Here is a 19,081-nt window from a genome sequence, read left to right on the forward strand (position 1 = left end):
TGCAAGTCGGTTCCAGGCGTCACGCAAAACAGAGTTCCTGTTCAGGAATACTTTCGACATCACAGTTGTCACTGCCGCCGCGATCGATGGTCAGAAAATCGGTAACCTGCTGCCAGGCGAAAAGCGGATGGTGCCAGACATTACGATGGTAATTCACCCCCTGCTCACCGTTGGTGATAAACGCCCGCAGCGTTGACAGATCTGGGGTTTCATCACCTGACGCCACGACCACCACAAACGCTTCCCCTTTCAACGGAATAAATGCCTGGGTGCCCAACGGATGGCGTTCGAGTTCGTGGATGGTCAGCGGCAGATTCGCCGGTTGCGCGCGGTTAATGCTGATAAGCGTCCGGTCTTGCTCAAGAATCTCAACGAGCGCCAAATCGTGATAACGCTCCACCAGTCCATTGTTTATATGGAAAAAATCCCGTTGCTGCGTTTCGATAACGTCGCCATAAGCACTGAAGGCTTCCTGACTTAACGGTAATACCTGAAGTTTCATCTTTTTGTCCTTGTAACATAATTCCGTTCAACCACCGCCGACCGGTCAGCCAGGTTTCAATAACAGGCAATCTAAAACCTTAAGAGAACAACATCAATACAAAAGTTGGAATATTTTTCCAAAACCAGATTTAGTCCACAAATCACGCAGGGTTATCATGTAAAAATACAGGTAAATCAAAGGACAAGAAAATCATGCAACTTGCTGATTTAAAATGGGATACCTGAAGATGTTTGATCCAGAAACCTTGCGAACTTTTATTGCTGTTGCTGAAACAGGAAGTTTTTCAAAAGCGGCTGAACGATTATGTAAAACCACGGCGACTATCAGTTATCGCATTAAACTTCTGGAAGAGAATACCGGGGTGGCGTTGTTTTTCCGCACGACTCGCAGCGTGACGTTGACAGCGGCAGGCGAGCATCTGCTTTGTCAGGCCAGAGACTGGCTGAGCTGGCTGGAAAGTATGCCCAGCGAGCTGCAACAGGTGAATGATGGCGTGGAACGCCAGGTGAATATCGTCATCAACAACCTGCTCTACAATCCCCAGGCCGTCGCCCAACTGCTGGCGTGGCTGAATGAACGTTATCCCTTTACCCAGTTTCACATCTCCCGACAAATCTATATGGGTGTCTGGGATTCGCTATTGTACGAAGGCTTTTCCCTGGCTATCGGCGTCACGGGGACCGAAGCACTGGCAAATACTTTTAGCCTTGATCCTTTAGGTTCGGTGCAATGGCGCTTTGTTATCGCGGCGGATCATCCGCTGGCGAACGTTGAAGAGCCGCTAACAGAAGCGCAGTTACGGCGCTTTCCGGCGGTCAATATTGAAGACAGCGCCCGAACCTTAACCAAACGCGTCGCCTGGCGTTTGCCGGGACAAAAGGAAATTATTGTTCCTGATATGGAAACGAAAATCGCCGCCCATCTGGCGGGCGTTGGCATTGGTTTTTTGCCAAAATCACTTTGCCAGTCGATGATTGATAATCAACAACTGGTCAGCCGGGTCATCCCGACGATGCGCCCTCCTTCGCCATTAAGTCTGGCATGGCGCAAGTTTGGCAGCGGCAAAGCGGTGGAAGATATTGTGACCTTGTTTACCCAGCGCAGGCCGGAAATCAGCGGTTTTTTAGAAATTTTCGGCAACCCACGTAGTTAAAAATCAAGTTTCCTTGCGCGTTGGCGCGTAAAATAGCGCGCAAGCTGATTTGAGGTTCACTTTTTACTATGCAAGAGAGATACACGGAACAGGACTATCGTGCCCTGCTGATTGCTGATACGCCCATTATTGATGTTCGTGCCCCCATCGAGTTTGAGCAAGGCGCAATGCCCGCCGCTATCAACCTGCCGTTAATGAATAACGATGAACGCGCCGCCGTTGGCACCTGCTATAAACAGCAAGGATCAGAGGCGGCGCTGGCGTTGGGGCATAAACTGGTGGCGGGTGAAATTCGTCAGCATCGCATGGACGCCTGGCGGGCAGCGTGCCTGCAAAATCCACAAGGTATTCTCTGCTGCGCCCGCGGCGGTCAACGTTCACATATTGTGCAACGCTGGCTGCATGACGCAGGGATTGATTATCCGCTGGTGGAAGGCGGTTATAAGGCACTGCGCCAGACCGCGATTCAGGCGACCATTGAACTGTCAAAAAAACCGATAGTGCTGATTGGCGGTTGTACCGGCAGCGGCAAAACGCTGTTAGTGCAACAGCAACCGAACGGTGTTGATCTGGAAGGGCTGGCGCGCCATCGTGGTTCTGCTTTTGGTCGCACGTTACAACCACAACTTAGCCAGGCGAGTTTTGAAAACCTGCTGGCCGCCGAAATGCTAAAAACCGACGCCCGTCAGGAGCTGCGCCTGTGGGTGCTGGAAGATGAAAGCCGGATGATTGGTTCAAATCACCTTCCGGAATGTCTGCGCGAGCGAATGACCCAGGCGGCGATTGCGGTGGTGGAAGACCCGTTTGAGATCCGTCTTGAACGCCTGAACGAAGAGTATTTCCTGCGTATGCATCATGATTTTACCCATGCATATGGTGAAGAACAGGGCTGGCAAGAGTATTGCGAGTACCTGCATCATGGGCTTTCAGCAATTAAACGTCGGCTGGGATTACAGCGCTATAACGAACTGGCGGCACGGCTGGGTGCGGCGCTGACAACGCAACTCGCAACCGGCAGCACCGACGGTCATATGGCCTGGCTGGTGCCGCTGCTTGAAGAGTATTACGACCCGATGTATCGCTATCAGCTTGAGAAAAAAGCGGAAAAAGTTGTCTTTCGCGGTGAGTGGGCGGAAGTGATGGAGTGGGTGAAGGCGCAGTGATGGGCGGCATTCTGTGCGCGTTGTTCATGCCGGATGCGGCGTAAACGCCTTATCCGGCCTACATTTTGCCCGTAGACCGTAGGCCTGATAAGACGCGCAAAGCGTCGCATCGAGCATCAGTGCACAGCTACCGGATGCAGCACAAGTGCCTCACCCGGCCTACATTTCGCCCGTAGACCGTAGGCCTGATAAGACGCGCAAAGCGTCGCATCGGGCATCAGTGCACAGCTACCGGATGCAGCACAAGCGCCTCACCCAGCCTACATTTCGCCCGTAGACCGTAGGCCTGATAAGACGCGCAAAGCGTCGCATCAGGCATCAGTGCACGGCTACCGGATGCAGCACAAGTGCCTCACCCGGCCTACATTTCGCCCGTAGACCGTAGGCCTGATAAGACGCGCAAAGTGTTGCATCAGGCATCAGTGCACGGCTACCGGATGCAGCACAAGTGCCTCACCCGGCCTACATTTCGCCCGTAGACCGTAGGCCTGATAAGACGCGCAAAGCGTCGCATCAGGCAATCTAACGCCTCTCATCACCCCGTAAACTGCCTGAACAGTGCCTTCCCCTTAACCAGTCGCGCACCCAGCCAGCCGCCGCATAGGGAAAGAAGCAACGCACCGCTGCACGGCAGCACAATCCACAATCGCCAGTCTGGCTCCCACGGGAAATCAAACACTTTCGCCTGCAATACCGCCAGCGCCGTTTCCGCGCCGATTGCGGCTACCAGGCCGGAAACAAACCCGAGCATGGCAAACTCACACCACAATGTTGTGCGCAGCAGCTTTTTGCCCGCGCCGAGTGTGCGCCACACCACCAATTCCTGATGCCGCTGACGCATTCCCACCTGCACCTGTGCCAGCAACAGCAACATACCGCAGGCAGTGACCAGCACCACCATCACTTCCAGCGCCCGACTTACCTGCTCCAGCACCTGGCCGACCTGTTTTAAGATCGCACCAATGTCCAACAGGCTAATGGTCGGGAACTGGCGGTTGAGTTGCGTCAACATGCCGTTGCCGTTCTCCCAACGGAAACTGGTGAGCCAGCTCTGCGGTTGCCCGTTCAGTGCCCCTTCAGGGAAAATAAAATAGAAATTCGGACGCAGACTTTCCCAGTCCACTTTGCGCAGGCTGGTGACTTTGGCGCGAAACTCCTGGGTGTCACCCATAAAGGTGACGGTATCGCCCAGACCAACGTTCAGGCGTTTTGCCAGCCCCTCTTCCATCGACACTTCATCGGCTTTTGGCGGCCAGCTACCGGCGACAATCGGGTTATGATCCGGCCGCGTATTTTGCCAGGTGAGATTCAGCTCGCGATTAAGCGCTTCATCCTCATTGCCTTCTGTCGCTTTGCCATTGATTGCCGTCAGCCGCGCCCGCACCACCGGATAAAACGATTCCGGGACTATCTGATATTCCGCGAGGAACGCTTTTAGCGGCGTTACCTGTTCCGTGGCGATGTTGATTAAAAAGTAGTTCGGGCTTTCTGGCGGCAACTGCTGCTGCCAGCGGTCAAGCAGATCGCCACGCAACACCAGCAGCAGTGCCAGCAGCATAAAGGAGAGCGAAAAGGCCGAAAGCTGGCTTAACGTTGACCACGGCTGACGTAACAGGCGGCTAACCGCCAGGCGCAGAGGCAGCGATTTCAGCGTCATACTGCGTAATACATTGAGCAGCATCCAGCCCAGCACACCGCACAGCAAAGCCAGCACTATCGCGCCCGCCAGCACCGCCCACAGCAGCATACTGCCACCCATTAATCCGGCGAGCAGCAGCACAACCACCACACTGACAATCGGCAGATAAAACTTCAGCGGCCAGACGTTGGCGACCACATCATTACGTAATACGCGTAAAGGCTGCGTTGCCAGCAACAGTCGGTACGGTCGCAGCCCCACCAGCAACGAGATAACCGTCATGGTGCCGAGCGCCCACAACCACGGCCAGAAGCTGGCAGGCGGCAGCGCGGCGGGCAGAACAGGCTTGAGCAAAACCATCAACACGCTTTCGAACAACAGGCCAATCGCTCCGCCGGTAACGGCTGAAAGTATCAGTACCATCAGCCACTGACCGACGATTAACTTACGCAGTTGCGCCCGCCCAGCCCCCAGCGTTTTGAGGATCGCCACCAGATCGTAGCGGCTGCGGCAATAATGATTCATCGCCACCGCGACCGCCGCCACCGCCAGCAACAAGGTCAGCAACGCCGAAAGCAGCAGGAACTGTTGCGAGCGTTCCATCGAACGCCCCAGCGCACCTTCGTCTTGTTCCAGACCGTACCAGCGTTGTTCGGGTTTAAGCTGTGGTAACAACCATTTCTCATAGCCGTCAAGCTGGTTCTCGTTGCCGCCGAATTTATAACGCCAGGTGACCCGACTTCCCGGCTGTATGGCTCCTGTTTTATCGACATCTGCCAGATTCATCATCAGGCGTGGGGCTATCTGGAAGGGATTAAAACCGGAATCCGGCTCCTGAATCACTTCTCCGGCAATGCGCAACGTGGCATCACCCACGTCGATGGTATCGCCCGTTTTCAAATTCAGGAGCGCCATCAGCCGTGGAGCCAGCAATACGCTGCCCGGTTGCGGTTTTAGTCCAGAAGGATTGGTCTGTAGCTCGCCATACATCGGGTAGATATCATCAACCGCTTTGACGTTCGCCAGTTGCGGCGTGTCGCCCGCAAAGGTCATGGTGGCAAAGGTAAGCTGCTTGCCGACTTTCAGGCCGCGCTTTTGCGCCTCTTCCAGCCACGCTGGCGGTACTTCGCGCGAACTGCGCAACGCCCGATCGCCCGCCATAAACTCACGGCTTTGCTGGCTTAAACCTTTCTCCATCCGATCGCTGATATTGCCCAACGCCAGCACGCAGGCCACCGCCAGGCTTAATGCCAGCCAGACAATCAACAGCGACGGCGAGCGCCATTCGCGCCAGAACCAACGTGCAATCATGCTTCCTCCTGCAACTGTCCGTTCACCAGCCGTAAGCAGCGGTCGCAGCGTGCCGCCAGTTGCAGGTCGTGGGTCACCATAATCAGGGTGGTGCCATGCTCACGGTTGAGGGAAAACAGCAGGTCGGCAATTTTATCGCCCGTCTGGCGGTCAAGGTTGCCGGTGGGTTCATCGGCAAACAGCACATCAGGCCGACCGTTAAAAGCTCGCGCCAGCGCCACCCGTTGCTGTTCTCCACCGGAAAGCTGTGCCGGAAGATGATCAAGACGTTTGCCCAGTCCTAACTGTTCGAGCAACGCTTTCGCCCCATTACGACTTTCCGCGCTACTCTCACCGCGCAGCAGCGCCGGAAGCTCGACGTTTTCCAGCGCGTTAAGAGTAGGAATTAACATAAATGACTGAAAAACAAAGCCTACATGCTTCGCGCGCAACTTTGCCCGCGCTTCTTCGTCCATATTATGTAGTGGTTGTCCCACCAGACTCACTTCGCCACTGCTGCCGTCATCCAGCCCGGCGAGGATCGCCAGCAAGGTTGACTTACCCGATCCCGACTCACCCACCAGGGCGATGGTTTCGCCACGTTTGACAACCAGCTCAACTCCGGTGAGGATGGAGAGTTCATGCTCCCCCTGACCGACGGACTTCTTAAGATGATGAACTTCAACAATGTTTTCCGCTGGCATTTGCCCTTCCTGTTCCTGGTCCTGTTAACCTTCCGTGCCGCCGCAGCGGACACGTTATTGATTCTGGGTGATAGCCTGAGCGCCGGGTATCGAATGTCGGCCAGCGCGGCCTGGCCTGCCTTGTTGAATGATAAGTGGCAGAGTAAAACGTCGGTAGTTAATGCCAGCATCAGCGGCGACACCTCGCAACAAGGGCTGGCGCGCCTTCCGGCTCTGCTGAAACAGCATCAGCCGCGCTGGGTGCTGGTTGAACTGGGCGGCAATGACGGTTTGCGTGGTTTTCAGCCACAACAAACCGAGCAAACGCTGCGCCAGATTTTGCAGGATGTCAAAGCCGCCAACGCTGAACCATTGTTAATGCAAATACGTCTGCCTGCAAACTATGGTCGCCGTTATAATGAAGCCTTTAGCGCCATTTACCCCAAACTCGCCAAAGAGTTTGATGTTCCGCTGCTGCCCTTTTTTATGGAAGAGGTCTACCTCAAGCCACAATGGATGCAGGATGACGGTATTCATCCCAACCGCGACGCTCAGCCGTTTATTGCCGACTGGATGGCGAAGCAGTTGCAGCCTTTAGTAAATCATGACTCATAAAGCAACGGAGATCCTGACAGGTAAAGTTATGCAAAAATCGGTCTTAATTACCGGATGTTCCAGTGGAATTGGCCTGGAAAGCGCGCTCGAATTAAAACGCCAGGGTTTTCATGTACTGGCAGGTTGCCGGAAACCGGATGATGTTGAGCGCATGAACAATATGGGATTAACCGGCGTGTTGATCGATCTGGATTCACCGGAAAGTGTTGATCGCGCAGCCGACGAAGTGATCGCCCTGACCGATAATTGTCTGTATGGGATCTTTAACAATGCCGGATTCGGCGTGTATGGCCCCCTTTCCACCATCAGCCGCACGCAGATGGAACAGCAGTTTTCCGCCAACTTTTTCGGCGCACATCAGCTCACCATGCGTCTGTTACCCGCCATGTTGCCGCATGGTGAAGGGCGTATTGTCATGACCTCATCGGTGATGGGATTAATCTCCACGCCGGGTCGCGGCGCTTATGCGGCCAGCAAATATGCGCTGGAGGCGTGGTCAGACGCGCTGCGCATGGAACTGCGCCACAGCGGAATCAAGGTCAGCTTGATTGAGCCAGGCCCTATTCGTACTCGTTTCACCGACAACGTCAACCAGACGCAAAGCGATCAACCGGTCGAAAACCCCGGCATTGCCGCCCGTTTTACATTGGGGCCGGAAGCAGTTGTGGCTAAAGTGCGCCATGCTTTTATCAGCGAGAAGCCCAAAATGCGCTATCCGGTGACGCTGGTTACCTGGGCGGTAATGGTGCTTAAACGCCTGCTGCCGGGGCGCGTGATGGACAAAATATTGCAGGGGTGAGTTGAAGCGCGCGCTTAAGCCCCCATGTCAAAGAAAATATCGACAACAGAGAGTGACTCCATGTCCGTACAAAATATTGTCAACATTAACGAATCTAACCTGCAACAGGTTCTTGAACAGTCGATGACCACGCCGGTACTGTTCTATTTTTGGTCTGAACGTAGCCAGCACTGTTTGCAGTTAACCCCGATTCTGGAAAGCCTCGCGGCGCAGTACAACGGGCAATTTATTCTGGCGAAGCTGGATTGTGACGCGGAGCAGATGATTGCTTCCCAGTTTGGTCTGCGCGCTATTCCGACCGTGTATCTGTTCCAGAACGGTCAGCCGGTAGACGGCTTCCAGGGGCCGCAGCCGGAAGAAGCGATCCGTGCCCTGCTGGATAAAGTGCTGCCGCGCGAAGAAGAACTGAAAGCGCAGCAGGCGATGCAACTGATGCAGGAAGGAAATTACACCGACGCACTGCCGCTGCTGAAAGACGCCTGGCAGTTGTCGAATCAGAACGGGGAAATCGGTCTGCTACTGGCAGAAACGCTGATTGCACTGAACCGTTCAGAAGATGCAGAAGCGGTGCTGAAAACCATCCCGTTGCAGGATCAGGACACCCGCTACCAGGGGCTGGTGGCGCAAATCGAACTGCTGAAGCAGGCGGCTGATACGCCGGAAATTCAACAGTTGCAACAACAGGTGGCAGAGAATCCAGAAGATGCTGCACTGGCGACGCAACTGGCGCTGCAACTGCATCAGGTTGGGCGCAATGAAGAGGCGCTGGAGTTACTGTTTGGGCATCTGCGTAAAGATTTAACCGCCGCAGACGGTCAGACACGTAAGACGTTCCAGGAGATCCTCGCCGCACTGGGTACAGGTGATGCGCTGGCGTCGAAATATCGCCGTCAGTTGTATGCGTTGTTGTATTGATATTTCGTTGAGATGCGACGCTTGCCCGGATTTGTAGGCATGATAAGACGCGCCAGCGTCGCATCAGCCATCCGCGCATAGCCGCCGGATGCGGCGTAAACGCCTTATCCGGCCTACCAAATCGTGCTAATTCAATAAATTGCAGGAGCCATGCAGGCACGATAAGACGCGCCAGCGTCGCATCAGGCATCGCATTATTTATTCTTCAATTGCGCCACCACCAACTGGTGGCGCGAATTATAAAACTTACGATAAGTTAAATAGCAGGCAATAATGGTCGACAGACTGGCGGTCGAGAGCAACATAAAAGTCACCATAATCTGATATTTAATCGCCTTCACCGGATCAATCCCGGCAAATATCAACCCGGACATCATTCCCGGCAAACTCACTAAGCCAACCGTTTTTGCTGAATCGACCGTCGGAATTAAAGCCGCGCGAATACTGTCGCGTATTAATATTGCAGACGCCTGCTTCGGCGTCGCACCAAGACTCAATTTTTCCTGGATTTGCTGCTGTTCGCTGATAAACCGCTGCCCGAGATTGTTATAACACAGCCCCACAGCAACCATCGCATTACCAGCAATCATCCCGGTGATAGGGATCACCTGCATCGGGATAAACTCAATCGAACCCGATAAAATCAGCACCGCCAGAGTAATTCCCGCCCCCACCGTAATGGCAATAAACGACGAAACAAAGGCTTTAGTAATATATTTGCTCCGTTTTTGCGCATTCCACGCCGCATTAAAGCAGATAAATAACACCATCAATAATGTCAGGCTGGCATCATCAACACTGAATATATATTTCAGTACATAGCCAACGATGAACAGTTGGATTATCGCCCGCCCGACGCTCCAGAGAATATCTTTCTCCAGCGCCAGTTTTTCTTTATGGCTAATTAAGATTGCCACCACCACCAGCATTAATGCCAGCGCCAACGACTCGTTAGTAATATTATGCGTGTTCATAGCGTTCTTCCTGCATTTCTCCGGCATTCGGTTGCAGCATAATTACCTTATCCGCATGATTAATTTCATCTTTGTCGTGTGTCACCCACAGCACAGCAATATTTTGCTCGCGTACATAACGGTGGATCATCTCATTGACGTTACGTTTGTTGCTTTCGTCCAGCGCGCTGGTAATTTCGTCGAGTAATAATACCTTCGGCATAAATTGCAGATTGCGAATCAACGAGATGCGCTGTTTTTCACCACCGGAAAGCTCGGAGACATTTTTAGTCAGGATGGTATCCGGCAAAGCAAAGCGTTCGAAAAAATCGAGAAAAATGGCCGGATCAGGCTGCTGGTTACGGATCTGCCAGGGAAAAATCAGGTTATCGTATACTGTGTCGCCAAACAGAGTTGGCGTCTGGGCACAGTAAGAAACTTGTTGGCGGTAGATTTCCGGCTTTAGTGTGCTGACATCCTCGCCTTCAAACAGTAACGTTCCGCTGGTCGGACTGATTAATGAAGCAACTATTTTTAGCAGCGTACTTTTGCCGCAACCGGAAGGGCCGGTAATTAACTTAAATTCGCCAGCTCGCAGCGAAAAATTAATGTTATTAAGAATCTTCGTATCACCCGCCAGATATCCGACGTTGTGTAACTGAAGCAAAAGACTATTTTCCGGCATTACCCATCCCTTTTTCTGATTTTTACTAAAAACAGTTTATCCTCCACAGTAATAAGGGGGAACTCCCTTTCAGTAATCAGGTATAATTTGTTTAATCAAGCAGCAACTTTGCTCATTATGGACGGTACAACAGGAGGTTTTTCCGATGCTTATCTTTATCCCGATTCTTATTTTTGTCGCGCTGGTGATTGTTGGCGCAGGCGTCAAAATCGTGCCGCAGGGCTATCAGTGGACGGTGGAACGTTTTGGCCGCTATACCAAAACATTGCAACCGGGGCTAAGCCTGGTGGTGCCGTTTATGGATCGCATTGGTCGCAAGATCAATATGATGGAACAAGTACTCGATATTCCTTCCCAGGAAGTTATCTCGAAAGATAACGCCAACGTGACTATCGACGCAGTCTGTTTTATTCAGGTGATTGATGCCCCACGCGCAGCTTATGAGGTCAGCAATCTGGAGCTGGCAATCATTAACCTGACCATGACCAACATCCGTACCGTACTGGGTTCGATGGAACTGGATGAAATGCTCTCCCAGCGCGATAGCATTAACTCGCGCCTGCTGCATATTGTCGATGAAGCCACTAACCCGTGGGGGATAAAAGTCACCCGCATCGAAATTCGTGATGTACGCCCACCGGCAGAGCTGATCTCTTCGATGAACGCGCAGATGAAAGCGGAACGTACCAAACGCGCTTACATCCTTGAAGCGGAAGGGATACGCCAGGCGGAAATTCTCAAAGCGGAAGGTGAAAAACAATCGCAAATCCTGAAAGCGGAAGGCGAACGTCAGTCGGCTTTTTTACAGGCCGAAGCGCGTGAACGTTCCGCCGAAGCGGAAGCCCGCGCCACCCAAATGGTGTCTGAAGCCATTGCCTCTGGCGATATTCAGGCGGTGAACTACTTCGTGGCGCAGAAATACACCGAAGCGTTACAGCAGATCGGGTCGTCCAGTAACAGCAAAGTGGTAATGATGCCATTAGACGCCAGTAGTCTGATGGGGTCGATTGCCGGGATTGCCGAACTGGTGAAAGACAGCGCCAGCGAGCGGGCTAAATCATGATCGCGTTGCTGGTAGTCCACCCGCATATTTTCTGGCTGAGTCTCGGTGGTTTGCTGCTGGCGGCCGAGATGCTGGGCGGCAATGGTTATCTGCTGTGGAGCGGTGTCGCGGCGGTGATTACTGGTCTGGTGGTCTGGCTACTGCCGCTGGGTTGGGAATGGCAAGGGGTGATGTTTGCTGTTCTGACGTTACTCGCCGCCTGGCTGTGGTGGAAATGGCTGTCGCGGCGGGTACGCGAACAAAAGCACAGCGATAGTCATCTAAACCAACGCGGACAACAGTTAATTGGTCGTCGTTTTGTGCTGGAAACGCCGCTGGTCAACGGGCGTGGCCATATGCGCGTTGGCGACAGTTCATGGCCGGTCAGCGCCAGCGAAGATTTAGGTGCAGGCACGCATGTTGAGGTGATTGCGATTGAAGGGATAACATTGATCATCCGTGCGGTCATCGCCTGATGCGACGCTGACGCGTCTTATCATGCCTACAAAAATATGCCCGAATCGTAGGCCGGATAAGGCGCTTGCGCCGCATCCGGCAGTCGTGCACCGACGCCTGATGCGACGCTGACGCGTCTTATCAGGCCTACAAAAATATGCCCGAATCGTAGGCCGGATAAGGCGTTTACGCCGCATCCGGCAGTCGTGCACCGACGCCTGATGCGACGCTGACGCGTCTTATCATGCCTACAAATCTGTGCCTAAATCGTAGGCCGGATAAGGCGTTTACGCCGCATCCGGCAGTCGTGCACCGACGCCTGATGCGACGCTGACGCGTCTTATCAGGCCTACAAAAATATGCCCGAATCGTAGGCCGGATAAGGCGCTTGCGCCGCATCCGGCAGTCGTGCACCGACGCTTGATGCGACGCTGACGCGACTTATCAGGCCTACAAAAATATGCCTACAAATCTGTGCCTAAATCGTAGGCCGGATAAGGCGTTTACGCCGCATCCGGCATATAGCCGAGTAGAGGCAAAATTACTCTTCCCGGCCTTTACTCATACTTTTTTGGTCTTCATCCGGATAGTGTTTTTTTAGATATTCCAGGACGTTTTTATTGACCTTATGTTGGGTATACACCCACCCTTTCCAGTAATCAGGCTGGTCCAGGTACACTTCTGGCGGAATGGTAAAATCAGAAAGCGTTAACCATTCGGCTAACAGATCGGGGTTTCTCTTCTGGATCAACTGCAACAGCATGATCAGCGACATAGCAGAGGCAGGAGCCGTACTATCGCCGCTTAAATACTTCCACACCGTGGAACGATTCGAACGAAAAAGGATGGGGAGTAGCGCCCTGTCCAGATTCATTTCATTAAAAATCTTCTCAAATTCATTCATTTAATTTCCCTGCCTGGCGTAAACCTCTTAAAAATTGAGATTTATCAAAGAAACGCATTCTAGCACACATCAGGAACCTCTTCACGTTTAGCCCAGAAACGGAATTTATTTCGCTTATAAAAACAAGTCGTTACTCTTTTTTACAAGGAAATAGCACGAAATGAACTTCATAATTATTTATATAAGAAACAACCAATGTTTCTTTTGGCTAGTGTTTACGCTTACATCGCATAAAAATGCGCTTTACATCACACAAATGGCGGCGTAGATTTCGTTCAAATTGCAACGCATATTATTTCTTATAGAAACAATATTTGTTTTCTTTAGAACAATAAACGTGACTTACTTTGATCGAGAAAAAATGCATGAAATCTGTAAAGTTGTCTTTACTGGCTGTTGTTGTTGCTACCGCGGTAAGTCCATCTGCGTTTGCGGGTGATACTGTTGAGGCAGCAGCGACAGAATTAGCGGCAATCCAGCCAGGAATGTCGCAAATGGAAATTGATCAGAAAATTGGTCGATTTTTAGAAAGGACAGGGAACAGTGCTGCTACACAAAATTATCTAATTGCACATAATTACAAAACTACAACGCCTCAGAAAGCCGATGATACAGCCGCCTCTCCCGTACAGCCCACCAGTACGCTGAACCCGATAACCAATCAAGCGCAGCTCGACCGCGACAACGGGCAGGATACCGCCATTCAGAACGCGCAGCACACAGCCAACTGGGCATCGCTGAAAGCCGATGACGCGCATCATGCCATTATGGTGGCGCAGACGGATATTGATGCTAATAAAGTCGCCATTGCCGACACCCGCAATGATGTCTCGGTCGTGCAGTCTGATGTCAGCACCTTGAAAGGCGATGTCGTACATGCTCAGTCAGCGGCTGACCATGCCAACATTAACGCCAACACCGCACTGATGAACGGCGTCAAACTTTCTGGTGCCGTGACTGAAAACAAAAACAATATCGAGCAGAACCGTAACGATATTGCCGTTCAGCAGCAACAACTCAACGAAACCCAGAAAACCGTTGCCGCCACCGGTGATGTACAGACTGCCGCCCGTTATCAGAGCATGATCGACGCCAGACAGACAGCCACTGCTAATACCCAGCAGCAACAACTCAACGAAACCCAGAAAACCGTTGCCGCCACTGGCGATGTACAGACTACCGCCCGTTATCAGAGCATGATCGACGCCAGACAGACAGCCGCTACCGATGCACAGCAGCAACAACTCGACACTACACAAAAAACGGTTTCCGCACTTGGCGATGCCCGCACCAGCGCACATTATCAGGAGATGGTTAACGCCAGGCTGGCCGCACAAAATGACGCTAATACACGTACCACAGCAGAACAAAAACAAAGAATAGATACCCTCACAACCAACCAGGCAACGCAGCAGCATATCGACAGCGTGCAATACGGGGAGCAAATTCAGCGTCTGGCACAAGACTCAACCCAAACACATGAACAAATTGACAGCCTGACACAAGACGTAACCCAAACGCATCAGCAGTTAACAAATACCCAAAAACGTGTCGCAGATAACAGCCAACAAATCAATTCACTCAATAACAATTTCAGTTCGTTGAAACATGAGGTGGAAGATAACCGTAAAGAAGCTAATGCAGGTATCGCGTCAGCCGTCGCTATTGCTTCACAGCCTCAGGTTAAGACAGGTGATTTTATGATGGTGTCTGCCGGAGCGGGTACATTTAATAATGAATCTGCGGTATCTGTCGGTGCTTCGTTTAACGCTGGAATTCATACAGTAATTAAAGCGGGTGTCTCTGCAGACACACAATCTGATTTCGGCGCGGGTGTCGGCGTGGGATATTCTTTCTAAATTTTATAGCGATTTCTTATTCGCAATATTTCTCAATTCTTTAAGGTTAATAATGATGAATAGCACCATTAAATCGTTTTCCCTGCTGACTATTATCTTACTGGCTGGCTGTAGCTCCCCCACTTCCCGTATCGCAGATTGCCAGGCGCAGGGCGTCAGCCATGACACCTGTTATCTTGCAGAACAGCAGCGCCAGGCGGCTATTTTAAGTGCATCCGAGGCGCAGGCTTATAAGAACGCAGAAGCCGCACAACACGCCCAGGCCGCTAAAAAATCCATTTATAAAGGTTTTGGTCTTACCTTTAGAATGAGCAGTAAAAACTTTGCTTATCTCAATGATTCATTATGCGCGATTGATGAAGATAATAAAGATGCCACCGTATACCAGTCTGGTCTTTATAACGTGATTGTTTATCACCATACAGGGAAAGTCGCATTAATGAAGGAAGGCCAGTTTGTGGGCTATTTAAAATGAAGAATGAAAAAAAACCAACTCTGATGCATATTATGATTATTGGTGCATTTATCTTTGCGTTCTTACAAGTTGTTTTATTAGCCTCCCTGGTTCACGCTGTTAATGCCAGCAACGCAATCCAGGAAGGTTTATTTCAGTCGGGACGCATTATGGTAGAAAGTTTGCAGCATATTCTTTCTGTGCAAACGGGGATTAACTGATTTTTCACCCCGCCCGATGATGGCAGCAGCCGGAGAGATTTTCGATAATCGGGCAATCGGCGCTGTCATCGCCGGGGCAGGCGTTTGCCAGCGCCAGCAACTGGTCGCGCATGGCTTGCAATTCCTCAATATGCCGTTCGATCTCCGCCACTTTCTCCAGCGTGCGCCGTTTTACGTCGGCGCTGTGTCGCTGCGGATCGTTAAACAGGTTCACCAGCTCTCCGCTCTCTTCCAGGTTAAAGCCCACCTGGCGCGCCTGGCGCAGTAACGTCAGTTCGTTGAGATGTTGCTGCGTGTAGGTGCGATAGCCGTTTTCGCTGCGCATTGGCGGTGTCACCAATCCCTTCTCTTCATAGAAGCGGATGGCTTTGCTGGTCAGGCCGGTAATTTTTGCCACATCGCTAATGTTCATCGTTCGCGCAACGCCTCCTGTGCTTTGTTAAAGGGTTTCAACAGATAATCCAGCACGCTCTTCTTGCCCGTGCGGATATCTACTGTCGCGACCATACCTGGGAATATCGGAAACTGTTGTTTATGTTTATTTTCCAGATGGTTGCTGAAGGTGCGAATGTACACCCGATAGTAATAAACATCGCGCCGCACTTCATCCTGAATGGTGTCCGGTGAGATCACCGCCACTTCTCCTGGCAAGCCGCCGTAGATGGAGTAATCGTAAGCGGTTATTTTCACCAGCGATTTTTGCCCCGGATGGATAAATGCCACATCGCGCGGGGAGATTTTTGCCTCAATCAGCAGTTGCTCATCCAGCGGCACGATAGTCATCAGTTTACCACCGGGGGCGATGACGCCGCCAACTGTGGTAACGTCAATGTCCTGGACAATGCCACGTACCGGCGCGGTAAAGTTGAGCCTGGTGAGAGAATCTTCCCGCCCACGGATCACCGAGCGCTGGGTTTCCACTTCCGCATTGGCTTTTGCTAACTCTTCCCGCGCCTGAACGTAATACTGTGTACGCACGTCGTTAAGTTTGTTTTCCAGTTCATTAGCCTGGCGCTGTAAACGCAGCACTTCCACGTTGCTCGCCGCCCCTTGTTTCACCAGCGGCTGGGTCATTGCCAGTTCACGATTGACCAGACTAATCCCTTGCGTCAGTCCGGTGGTGGCTTTGCTTAACCCTTCACGGCGGGTGTTGTATAACGCCGTTTCGGATTCGATAAGTCCGGGAAATTTATTCAGTTCGTCAGGGAACACCAGCGGTTTATTGCTGACTTCCGCCCGCAACCGCGCCGAGGTTGCCAGCGCTGCGTACAGCCGCGACATCGCTTCCTGTACGTCGGATTCAGTTTTGGTGCGGTTAAGCTGCGCCAGTGGCTGACCCTGTTCGACAATATCGCCCACCTTCACGTCGAGATGATACAAAATGCCGCCTTCCAGCGACTGCACCACCTGTTCGCGCCCGGAAGGTTCTACGGTGCCGCTGCCGGTAGTCACTTCATCAAGCTGGAAATACCACGCCCAGCCGAGAAAACAGAGCAGCATCACTGCGGTAACGCGAACTGCCAGCGCCGATCGCGGCAGATGCGGTTCATTAAGGCCACGGTTGTATTGCATTTGTCCGTTCATGCGGCAGACCCCTTATTCTTCTCCTGTAACACCACGCGTCGCGCCGTGGGTTCGCCCTGCTCACGCAAAATGGCCTCTTTCGCACCGTCCATGACAATCCGCCCCTGATCCATCACGATTATCCTGTCCACCAGTTGCAGCATCGCCGTGCGGTGAGTGGCGATGACCAGCGTGCGATGGCCAATCCACTGTTTCAGTTGTTCGATTAAGTGCGCTTCCGCCATTTCATCCAGCGAGGCGCTGGGTTCGTCGAGCAGGACAATATTGGGTTGAGAGATGAGGAGCCGCGCCAGCAGCAGCGTTTGCCGCTGACCGCCAGAAAGGCCAAATCCCCCTTCCTGAATCATGTAGTTGAGTCCGTTTTTCTGCTTCTGCACAAAAGGCAGCGCCCCGCTGAGGATTAACGCGCGTTCGATATCTTCATCGCTGGCCTCTGGCATCCCCATGGTGAGGTTTTCCCGCAGCGAGCCGAAGAACAGTCGCCCGGTCTGGCTGAGTAGCCCCATGTCGCGACGCAAATCCGCCGGATCAAGCTGCCCGATGCTGATGTTATCCAGCAGCACCTGCCCCTGCTGGGCGATACGCATTCCGGCGAGCATTTGCAGCAGCGTCGATTTACCCGCGCCGTTGCGCCCGAGAATGGCGATTTTCTCTCCGGCCTGAATGTTGAGTTTGCCGATTGCCACATCGGCAATCTTCTCTTCTTCGTCGTAATAAAACACCGCGTTGCTGAACTGATAATTACCGTGCAGCACCGCTTTATGCACCAGTTTGCCGTGTTCCGGCTGATCCACCGGGCGCTTCATCAGTTCATCGAGGCCATTACGCGCCACTTTCGCCTGCTGCCAGCGCGACAGCACGCCGGAAATCTGCGACAGCGGCGCAATGGTGCGCGAAGCCAGGATCGTCGTCCCGACCAGTGCGCCGGTGGTCATGTCGCCGTTCATCACCATAAAGCAGCCCACCAACAGCACCACCACGTAAACGATGGACTGCACTTCCTGAGTCCAAGTAAGCAGCAACCCGGTGAGAAAGCGTTGCTTCATGCTGATGGACGAGGCCACGTCGTTGGTGTGGTTCCACTGATTCTGGAAACGCTGTTCGGCGCGCAACAGTTTAATGTCTTCAATCGACTGCACGGCCTCCACCAGCGTCGCGTTGCGTACCGCCGATTCGCGCATCCCTTCGTTCGCCAGCCGCGCTAACGGGCGTTGTACCAGCAGGCCGGGGATCACCAGCAACGGCAGCGCCAACAAAACCACCAGCACCAGCCAGCCGCCAATCATCCACAAAATAAAGACAAACAGCAGGAAGAACGGCAGGTCTGCCACCGCGCCGATGGTGGTGGAAGTAATAAGCTCCCGCACCGATTCCAGTTCACGGATCTGCGAGATAAACGATCCGGTGGATTTCGAACGCACGTTATTTTTCAGCCGTAATGCGTGGCCAAAAACGCGATCCGAAATACGCAGATCCGCCCGTTTGCCAATCATATCCGAGAGGTGCGTGCGCACCATACGCATACAAAACTCAAACAGGATCGCCATCATCACCCCGGCGAACAGCACCCACAGCGTCGGGTAGGACTGCGCCGGAACGACGCGGTCGTAAACCTGCATCGAGAAAATCATCGCCGCCAGCGCCAGCACGTTCGCCACCAGTGACGCCAGCATAATGTCGCCATAGCGCCGCCAGTCTTTTAGCGAGAGATTCCAGAACCAGTTCGCCTGATACGGGCGAATATAGTCATCCACCCGCGCATCGGGGATGGCGCTGAGTGGGCGCAGCAGCGCCAGTTCGACGATTTTGTCTTCAACATCCGCGACGTTAAGCGTGGTTTCCAGCCCTTCGTCACCGCTGAACTGAATGCTGATATTGTCGTGGTTGTCGCGCCGGGTGATCACGCCAATCTGCTGATTATCAAATACCGCGATCAGCGGCAGCCGCCAGGGATTAAGCGAATCGGCGGAAAACTCGACCAGCCGCAGCCCCATCCCCAACTGCCGCGCCATGTCGGTGAGTAACTCCTCCCGTTTGCTGTCGCGCTCCCAGTTGACGGTCGCGCGCACGTTCTCCTGAGAAAAATCGAGTCGATAATAGCGCGCCACGGCGATCATCGCCTCCAGCCAGGCTTCCACGGACTGGGCATTTTTTTTCATTA

The 19,081-nt window shown here is 52.8% G+C and carries 18 protein-coding genes and 1 pseudogene; 10 read left to right on the forward strand and 9 right to left on the reverse strand.

What is annotated here, in order from left to right:
• Positions 1-19: 19 nt before the first annotated feature.
• Positions 20-502 (reverse strand): ureidoglycolate lyase, encoded by a 483-nt coding sequence (allA, locus tag C0K55_RS10335; protein ID WP_000776381.1) that lies wholly within the window; start codon positions 500-502, stop codon positions 20-22.
• A 229-nt stretch (positions 503-731) separates the two neighbouring features.
• Between allA and allS the strand changes: the two genes are divergently transcribed.
• Positions 732-1,658 (forward strand): HTH-type transcriptional activator AllS, encoded by a 927-nt coding sequence (allS, locus tag C0K55_RS10340; protein WP_000460115.1) that lies wholly within the window; start codon positions 732-734, stop codon positions 1,656-1,658.
• Between the two features lie 68 nt (positions 1,659-1,726).
• Complete coding sequence (gene mnmH / locus C0K55_RS10345) at positions 1,727-2,821, forward strand: tRNA 2-selenouridine(34) synthase MnmH (protein ID WP_105266036.1); 1,095 nt, start codon at positions 1,727-1,729, stop codon at positions 2,819-2,821.
• A 535-nt stretch (positions 2,822-3,356) separates the two neighbouring features.
• Here the strand turns inward: mnmH and ybbP are convergent.
• Both ybbP and ybbA read right to left on the reverse strand, forming a co-directional pair.
• Entirely contained in the window at positions 3,357-5,771 is a 2,415-nt protein-coding gene (gene ybbP / locus C0K55_RS10355) for a putative ABC transporter permease subunit YbbP (RefSeq protein WP_105266631.1), read from the reverse strand.
• Positions 5,768-6,454 (reverse strand): putative ABC transporter ATP-binding protein YbbA, encoded by a 687-nt coding sequence (gene ybbA, locus C0K55_RS10360; RefSeq protein WP_001110573.1) that lies wholly within the window; start codon positions 6,452-6,454, stop codon positions 5,768-5,770. The genes ybbP and ybbA overlap by 4 nt, the downstream gene beginning before the upstream one ends.
• On the opposite strand from ybbA, the gene tesA reads away from it, so the two are divergent.
• The 3 genes from tesA to cnoX are packed head-to-tail and all read left to right on the forward strand — an operon-like array spanning position 6,425 to position 8,762.
• Positions 6,425-7,048 carry a multifunctional acyl-CoA thioesterase I/protease I/lysophospholipase L1 gene (gene tesA, locus C0K55_RS10365; protein ID WP_001295836.1) on the forward strand — a complete coding sequence of 208 codons (624 nt, stop codon included), beginning with the start codon at positions 6,425-6,427 and terminating at the stop codon, positions 7,046-7,048. The two genes, ybbA and tesA, sit on opposite strands and share 30 nt — an antisense overlap.
• Positions 7,038-7,847, forward strand: a complete 810-nt coding sequence (gene ybbO / locus C0K55_RS10370; RefSeq protein WP_000148946.1) for an NADP(+)-dependent aldehyde reductase — start codon at positions 7,038-7,040, stop codon at positions 7,845-7,847. The genes tesA and ybbO overlap by 11 nt, the downstream gene beginning before the upstream one ends.
• 60 nt (positions 7,848-7,907) lie before the next feature.
• The gene (cnoX, locus tag C0K55_RS10375; RefSeq protein ID WP_001515914.1) at positions 7,908-8,762 is read left to right on the forward strand and encodes a chaperedoxin; all 855 of its coding nucleotides are present in this window, start codon (positions 7,908-7,910) and stop codon (positions 8,760-8,762) included.
• A 194-nt stretch (positions 8,763-8,956) separates the two neighbouring features.
• On the opposite strand, the gene fetB is transcribed toward cnoX, so the two are convergent.
• Both fetB and fetA read right to left on the reverse strand, forming a co-directional pair.
• The gene (gene fetB, locus C0K55_RS10380) at positions 8,957-9,736 is read right to left on the reverse strand and encodes an iron efflux ABC transporter permease subunit FetB (RefSeq protein ID WP_105266632.1); all 780 of its coding nucleotides are present in this window, start codon (positions 9,734-9,736) and stop codon (positions 8,957-8,959) included.
• Entirely contained in the window at positions 9,723-10,400 is a 678-nt protein-coding gene (gene fetA / locus C0K55_RS10385; protein ID WP_001114841.1) for an iron efflux ABC transporter ATP-binding subunit FetA, read from the reverse strand. Before fetA ends, fetB begins: the two co-directional genes overlap by 14 nt.
• Positions 10,401-10,545: 145 nt before the next feature.
• On the opposite strand from fetA, the gene C0K55_RS10390 reads away from it, so the two are divergent.
• Both C0K55_RS10390 and C0K55_RS10395 read left to right on the forward strand, forming a co-directional pair.
• Positions 10,546-11,463, forward strand: a complete 918-nt coding sequence (locus C0K55_RS10390) for an SPFH domain-containing protein (protein WP_000904499.1) — start codon at positions 10,546-10,548, stop codon at positions 11,461-11,463.
• A complete protein-coding gene (locus tag C0K55_RS10395; protein ID WP_000561077.1) occupies positions 11,460-11,918 on the forward strand; it encodes an NfeD family protein in 459 nt (152 codons plus the stop codon). The genes C0K55_RS10390 and C0K55_RS10395 overlap by 4 nt, the downstream gene beginning before the upstream one ends.
• A gap of 521 nt (positions 11,919-12,439) precedes the next feature.
• Here C0K55_RS10395 and C0K55_RS10400 read toward each other — a convergent pair.
• Positions 12,440-12,802: a hypothetical protein gene (locus tag C0K55_RS10400; RefSeq protein WP_001001646.1), complete on the reverse strand. Its 363-nt coding sequence runs from the start codon at positions 12,800-12,802 to the stop codon at positions 12,440-12,442.
• Positions 12,803-13,890: 1,088 nt separating this feature from the next.
• Between C0K55_RS10400 and C0K55_RS27120 the strand changes: the two are divergent.
• From C0K55_RS27120 to C0K55_RS10415, 3 genes and pseudogenes are all read left to right on the forward strand, one after another.
• Positions 13,891-14,661 (forward strand): annotated as a pseudogene (locus C0K55_RS27120) (YadA-like family protein); the annotation flags it as partial.
• A gap of 52 nt (positions 14,662-14,713) precedes the next feature.
• Positions 14,714-15,136: a hypothetical protein gene (locus tag C0K55_RS10410; protein ID WP_001515911.1), complete on the forward strand. Its 423-nt coding sequence runs from the start codon at positions 14,714-14,716 to the stop codon at positions 15,134-15,136.
• A complete protein-coding gene (locus tag C0K55_RS10415) occupies positions 15,133-15,336 on the forward strand; it encodes a hypothetical protein (protein ID WP_000787079.1) in 204 nt (67 codons plus the stop codon). Before C0K55_RS10410 ends, C0K55_RS10415 begins: the two co-directional genes overlap by 4 nt.
• A gap of 4 nt (positions 15,337-15,340) precedes the next feature.
• On the opposite strand, the gene cueR is transcribed toward C0K55_RS10415, so the two are convergent.
• Genes cueR through C0K55_RS10430 form a run of 3 tightly spaced genes read right to left on the reverse strand, consistent with a single transcriptional unit; the run spans position 15,341 to position 19,079 of the window.
• Positions 15,341-15,748: a Cu(I)-responsive transcriptional regulator gene (gene cueR / locus C0K55_RS10420; protein WP_001026744.1), complete on the reverse strand. Its 408-nt coding sequence runs from the start codon at positions 15,746-15,748 to the stop codon at positions 15,341-15,343.
• Positions 15,745-16,920, reverse strand: coding sequence for an HlyD family type I secretion periplasmic adaptor subunit (locus C0K55_RS10425; RefSeq protein ID WP_105266635.1), 1,176 nt, complete (start codon positions 16,918-16,920; stop codon positions 15,745-15,747). The genes cueR and C0K55_RS10425 overlap by 4 nt, the downstream gene beginning before the upstream one ends.
• Complete coding sequence (locus tag C0K55_RS10430; RefSeq protein ID WP_105266636.1) at positions 16,917-19,079, reverse strand: type I secretion system permease/ATPase; 2,163 nt, start codon at positions 19,077-19,079, stop codon at positions 16,917-16,919. Before C0K55_RS10430 ends, C0K55_RS10425 begins: the two co-directional genes overlap by 4 nt.
• Positions 19,080-19,081 lie beyond the last annotated feature (2 nt).

Source organism: Escherichia sp. MOD1-EC6098 (assembly GCF_002965865.1).
GTDB lineage: Bacteria > Pseudomonadota > Gammaproteobacteria > Enterobacterales > Enterobacteriaceae > Escherichia > Escherichia marmotae.